The organism is Armatimonas sp. (assembly GCF_031410135.1).
GTDB lineage: Bacteria > Armatimonadota > Armatimonadia > Armatimonadales > Armatimonadaceae > Armatimonas.
Map to the genome: position 1 here is coordinate 1 of NZ_JANNYP010000023.1, position 5,430 is coordinate 5,430.

Annotated in this window: 4 protein-coding genes; 3 read left to right on the plus strand and 1 reads right to left on the minus strand. The window is 57.9% G+C overall.

What is annotated here, in order from left to right; all coding sequences use genetic code 11:
* Positions 1 to 92: 92 nt before the first annotated feature.
* Positions 93 to 2,351 carry a DNA helicase PcrA gene (gene pcrA / locus RMO15_RS00890; RefSeq protein ID WP_309706971.1) on the minus strand — a complete coding sequence of 753 codons (2,259 nt, stop codon included), beginning with the start codon at positions 2,349 to 2,351 and terminating at the stop codon, positions 93 to 95.
* A 105-nt stretch (positions 2,352 to 2,456) separates the two neighbouring features.
* Here pcrA and RMO15_RS00895 point away from each other — a divergent pair, with 105 nt between their 5' ends.
* From RMO15_RS00895 to RMO15_RS00905, 3 genes are all read left to right on the plus strand, one after another.
* The gene (locus RMO15_RS00895; protein ID WP_309706972.1) at positions 2,457 to 3,533 is read left to right on the plus strand and encodes a GntR family transcriptional regulator; all 1,077 of its coding nucleotides are present in this window, start codon (positions 2,457 to 2,459) and stop codon (positions 3,531 to 3,533) included.
* The gene (locus RMO15_RS00900; RefSeq protein WP_309706975.1) at positions 3,530 to 4,297 is read left to right on the plus strand and encodes a DUF1559 domain-containing protein; all 768 of its coding nucleotides are present in this window, start codon (positions 3,530 to 3,532) and stop codon (positions 4,295 to 4,297) included. Before RMO15_RS00895 ends, RMO15_RS00900 begins: the two co-directional genes overlap by 4 nt.
* Positions 4,298 to 4,365: 68 nt before the next feature.
* Positions 4,366 to 5,430 (plus strand): Glu/Leu/Phe/Val dehydrogenase (locus RMO15_RS00905; RefSeq protein WP_309706977.1); only part of this gene is annotated, 1,065 nt, incomplete at its 3' end.

Sequence of the window (5,430 nt, forward strand, 5' to 3'; positions counted from 1 at the left end):
AGCTCCCCCGCAAGCCGACCACACCTGCTGGGCAATAGAACCCCCTTCCCTCCCCCTTCCTTCGTAGAGGGAAGGGGGCCAGGGGGATGGGTTCAAACTTTCTCCAGCCGCGCGTAACCCGCCACGAGTTTCTTAATTCCCACATTGGGGAACGCCACCGACACTTGTGCCTCATCGCCGTTGCCCGTGCACGAGATCACGACGCCTTGGCCAAAGACAGCGTGCTTGACTTTCTCCCCAGGCCGAAACGCTGCGGCTCCGATGCCAGCCCCCTGGCCCCCACGCGTGGGGGGAACAGAAGGAATCGGATTCCTTAAAGTTCCCTCGCTTGCGGGGGGCAGGGGGCTTGTTTGTGGGGTGCTGGCAAGCTCGCGTTGCTTGCTCTTGAGGAAGCTGGGGAGCCGTGCCCCCTGCGGAATGGCGAGGCGCTCGATGGCGATGTCACGCAGGAAGCGCGAGGGCGGGTTGAAGCTCACATTACCAAAGATGGTGCGGCGGGTAGCAAACGTCAGATAGAGTTCCTGCTGCGCCCGCGTGATGCCCACGTAGGCCAGGCGGCGCTCTTCCTCAATAGATGAGTCGCTCTGGAGCGAGCGGAAGTGCGGGAAGATCCCCTCCTCCATCCCGATCAGAAAGACCACGGGAAATTCCAGCCCTTTCGCGGAGTGGAGGGTCATCATTACCACACACTCCACGCCGCCCTCCCCGAGCTTATCCACATCGGCGATCAGCGCGGTCTGCTCCAGAAAGGCCCGCAGCGACGGGTCTTCCGTGCTCTCCTCAAACTGCTGGGTCACCGAGAGAAGCTCCTGGACATTCTCCACGCGGCTCTGGGACTCCACGGTTTTCTCGCGCTCCAAGTCCCGCACGTAGCCCGTTTCTTCGATCAGGCGCTCGGTGAGCTTGGTGAGCGAGAGCGTCTCCCGCTCGCTTCGGAGGTGCATGAGCAGCGCCAAGAAGCTCTCGACGGCTTTCTTGAGGCTCGGCTTGAGCCCCAGCGCGTTAATATCCGCCAGTGCCTCCCAGATCGTGCAGTTCAGCGCCAGCGCCCGCTCCTCCAGCTTGGCCCACGTCCCCGCCCCAATCCCACGCGCCGGGACATTGATAATGCGCTTGAGAGCAATTGAGTCAAACGGGTTATGAATGACTTTCAGATACGAGAGTAAGTCCTTGATCTCCTTGCGCTCGTAGAAGCGCAGGCCCCCAATGATCGTGTAAGGAATCCGGTGGTTGATAAAGACCTCTTCCAGCATACGGCTCTGGGCATTGGTGCGATACAGAACCGCAAACTCCGAGAGCTTCCGCTCGCCCGCGTCCAGGGCCTCACGGATCACGGTGGCGACATAGACCGCCTCTTCTTGCTCGTTAATTGCCTCTAAGAGCCGGATTGCCTCGCCCTCGTTATTATCCGTCCAGAGCTTCTTGTCTTTCCGGCCTTTATTCTTCGAGATCACATCGTAAGATGTATCGAGGATCGTTTTCGTCGAGCGGTAGTTTTGTTCAAGCTTAATAATTTCTGCATTGGGATAGTCTTTTTCAAAGTCCAAAATAATCTGAATATCCGCGCCTCGCCACCCATAAACTCCCTGGTCATCGTCTCCCACCACGCATAAATTATTATGCCCTCCCGAGAGTAGCTGCGTAAGCTTATATTGGGCATGGTTGACGTCTTGGTACTCATCCACCAAGACATAGCGGAACTTGCTTTGGTAGCGCTCGCGTACATCCTCGCGCTGCTGGAGCATGCGCACAGCTTTCCCGATCAGATCATCAAAATCTAGCGCACGATTCATCGTGAGCTTCTCTTGGTAGAGCGTGAAGAGCCGCCCGACGACATTCTCGAACTGGCCGGAGAAGTGCTTCGAGAAATCCTCCGGCTGGATGAGCTTCTCTTTGGCGCGGGAGATCAGCGAGAGCACGGCACGCGGGGCATACTGCCTATCGTCGAGATTTAATTGATGCAGACACTCCTTCATCAGGGTCATCTGGTCGTCGTCGTCGTAGACCACAAAGTCGCGCTCTAGGCCGATGCTCGCTCCGTTCTCACGGAGCAGCCGAGCACAGGTCGAGTGGAACGTCCCTACCCACATCTCTTTGGAGATTCCCTCGCCCAGAAGCTTCTCTAAACGCAGACGCATCTCTTTGGCGGCTTTATTGGTAAACGTGACCGCGAGGATATTGCGAGGACGGACCCCGAGATACTGGATTAAGAGGGCAATGCGATGCGTCAGAACGCGCGTCTTGCCGGAGCCCGCGCCTGCAAAGATCAAGAGCGGGCCTTCGGTATGCAGCACAGCTTCGCGCTGAACGGGATTCAGAGACGTAAGAAGAGGGTTTTCGAGTTCGATCACAGGCACTAGTATACTTCAGGTAAAGTCCTCGTCTACCAATATGAGATTGTTACCATCGAAAACTGGCAGAGTCCCCCTTATTGGTATATACTAATCGAAATCACAATGTTGTCCCCCCTTGATCTTACCCAAACCACCCCACGACACCAGCAGGTCTACGAGCGCCTGCTCGGGCTGATTCGTGCGGGGCACTGGAAATCGGGCGAGAAGGTGCCACCGGAGCTAGAGCTGGCCGCCGAGCTGGGGGTCGCGAAGCTCACGGTTCATCGGGCGGTGCAGGCGCTGGCAACCGAGGGCTGGGTCACCCGAACCGTGGGACGAGGGACGTTTGTTGCGCCGAAACCACCGCCTGCCGGGCTGCGCCGCGTGGTGCTGGCTTTTGGCGCGAGTGCGGCCAATATTTTGGGCTCGGACTACTACGGCGGCCTCTACCAGGGCATCACGGAGACATTGGGTTCGAGTGTCGAGCTTGTCCTCTGCCCGAATGCCTTCACCGACGCAAGCCTTCCGCAGGCCGACGGTCTTCTCATCATTGCCCCCCGCGAGAGCGCTGCTGCGTCACTGGAAAAGCTAGCCCGTACCAAGCGCCCCGCTGTGGTAGTGGGAGCACACTGGCCGGGACTCGCTCTGGAAGCTGTAGATTCGGATAACACGGGAGCGGCACGTCGCGTGGTGGCACACCTAGCGGGCCTCGGACACCAGAAAATCGCGCTTGTCTATGCCGAGCCCGAGACGGCCAACACACGTGACCGCATCGCCGGTTTCCAGGCCGAGGCAGCGTTGCATGATGTAGAGACTTCAGAGCACTCCGCTCAAGAGTTCTGGCGGCTGAGCTGCAAAGAAAAAGAGACGCTACTGGAGTCAGTCAGGCAAGGGGCGACGGCCGTCTTTGCGGCGGGCTACTTTATTGCACTCGATGTTCTCAATGCCCTCCGCGAGGCGCACTACCGCGTCCCTGAAGACATCTCCGTGGTGGGCTTCGACGACCCCGTTTCCGCACGACTCGTCTACCCGCCACTCACCACCATTCGGCAACCTCTCCACGCTATGGGGCAACGCGCTGCTGAGCGCCTCATCGCACAGGCTGCCGAAAACCCACCCGACGGGAGCTTGGAGCTGCTCCCCGTCGAGCTTATCCTACGCAGCTCTACTCTTAAAAGACAGAAAGAAAAACACCTATGAAACGTGCTTTTACCCGCTCTGCGGGCTTTACCTTGATCGAACTTCTTGTCGTTATCGCCATTATCGCGATTCTCGCCGCCATTCTCTTCCCCGTCTTTGCCCAGGCCCGCGCCAAAGCTCGCCAGACTGCCTGTCTCTCGAATCAAAAACAGATTGCCTTGGCAACAATGATGTACACGCAAGACTATGATGAGACCTACCCCGTCAATAACTTTTCGTATGGTGCGGGTGTGACTGCATTTCTCACCTCCTGGATGATTCACCTGGATCCTTATCAGAAAAACTTACAAGTCTTCGAATGCCCGGAAAGAAAAGTCATGACCACCACAAATGTCGTCGTGGCAGGGCGTACCTTCCGTCTCCCAGATCGCTCCATCGGAGCCAATGAGTGGATCGTCGGACGTGTCGGACACACAGCCCATACTGCTGGGACCGCTCTTGCCCCTATCGCGCAGGCCTCGTTAAGCCGCGTGGCAGAGACGCCTCTTATGGGAGACAGTGTCTATCTACTATTCAACGAGCCACGCCGCATCGCAGTCGCAGGTTGGAGTGGAGCCACCTGGTGGCAGTATCCCACTACTGTCGCCGCCGTCAGCGAGCCTAGCAACGCCCGTCATAACGGTGGCTCGAACTTAATCTGGGCAGATGGCCATGTTAGCTGGAAAAATCAGCGGGCAGTGGGACTGATCGTTCGAACAGATACGAACTGGTGGAATACCTTTGGCCTGCCCGTAGATGCTCTGAGTGATATTCGGCTTCAGTAGAGCAAACTCTTTTTTCGTTCAGGCTTACGCGACATTAGCGTAAGCCTTTTTTATGCCATAATCTAGGCATGAGCGAACACCTAGATAGCTTTGCAATGGCGCAGCAGCAGCTTGCCGCCGTCGCCGAGAAGATCAATCTTGATCCTAATGTCCACGAAGTTTTGAAACAACCCAAGCGCGAGCTGACGGTACACTTTCCCGTCACGATGCGCGACGGCTCGATTAAGATGTTCACGGGCTACCGTGTGCACCACAACCTCACACGCGGCCCGGCCAAGGGCGGGATTCGGTACCATCCCGACACGGATATCAGCGAAGTAAAAGCGCTGGCGTTTTGGATGACCATCAAGTGCGCGGTGGTAAACCTACCCTTTGGGGGCGCAAAAGGCGGAGTCGCCTGCGATCCCAGGCAGCTCAATGCTGCCGAGCTGGAGGATTTAACGCGCCGCTACACCACCGAGATCGCCATTTTGTTGGGGCCGGATAAAGACATCCCCGCCCCCGATATGGGCACCAATGGACAGACCATGGCCTGGATCATGGACACTTACTCCATGCTCAAAGGCACCACGGTTCCCGCTGTTGTCACCGGCAAACCCATCGCCATTGGTGGCTCCGAAGGACGCATCGAGGCCACAGGGCGCGGTGTCGTGACGGTCGCCCGTGAGACACTACTCTCCCGTAGCAACCAGCTCCCCGACTCCACTGTTGCCGTGCAGGGTTTTGGCAACGTCGGAGCCGCCGCAGCGAAGCTCTTTTACCGCTCGGGCTGTAAAATTCAGGCCGTCTCGGATGTGCAGGGCGCGATCTACCACAAGGACGGGCTCGATATCCTCGACCTCGAAGACTGGATCAAGAAAACGGGCACGGTGGTCGGCTTCCCTGAGTCCGAGCCTCTCGACCCGGCGGAGCTTCTGCTACTGCCCGTGGACTTGCTCATTCCTGCCGCGCTCCAGAACCAGATCACGGGAGAAAACGCCTCAAGAGTGAGAGCCCGCTACATTATTGAAGGAGCCAACGGCCCTACCACCCCCGAGGCGGATAAAATTCTCAACGACAAGGGAATTATCGTCGTCCCTGATGTGCTCGCCAACGCGGGCGGCGTCACGGTGAGCTACTTCGAGTGGGTGCAG

What these genes read in the sequence shown, in the direction of transcription:
- RMO15_RS00895 (WP_309706972.1), top strand. Translation starts at nt 2,457, where the DNA reads ATGTTGTCCCCCCTTGATCTTACCCAAACCACCCCACGACACCAGCAG.
- RMO15_RS00900 (WP_309706975.1), top strand. Translation starts at nt 3,530, where the DNA reads ATGAAACGTGCTTTTACCCGCTCTGCGGGCTTTACCTTGATCGAACTT.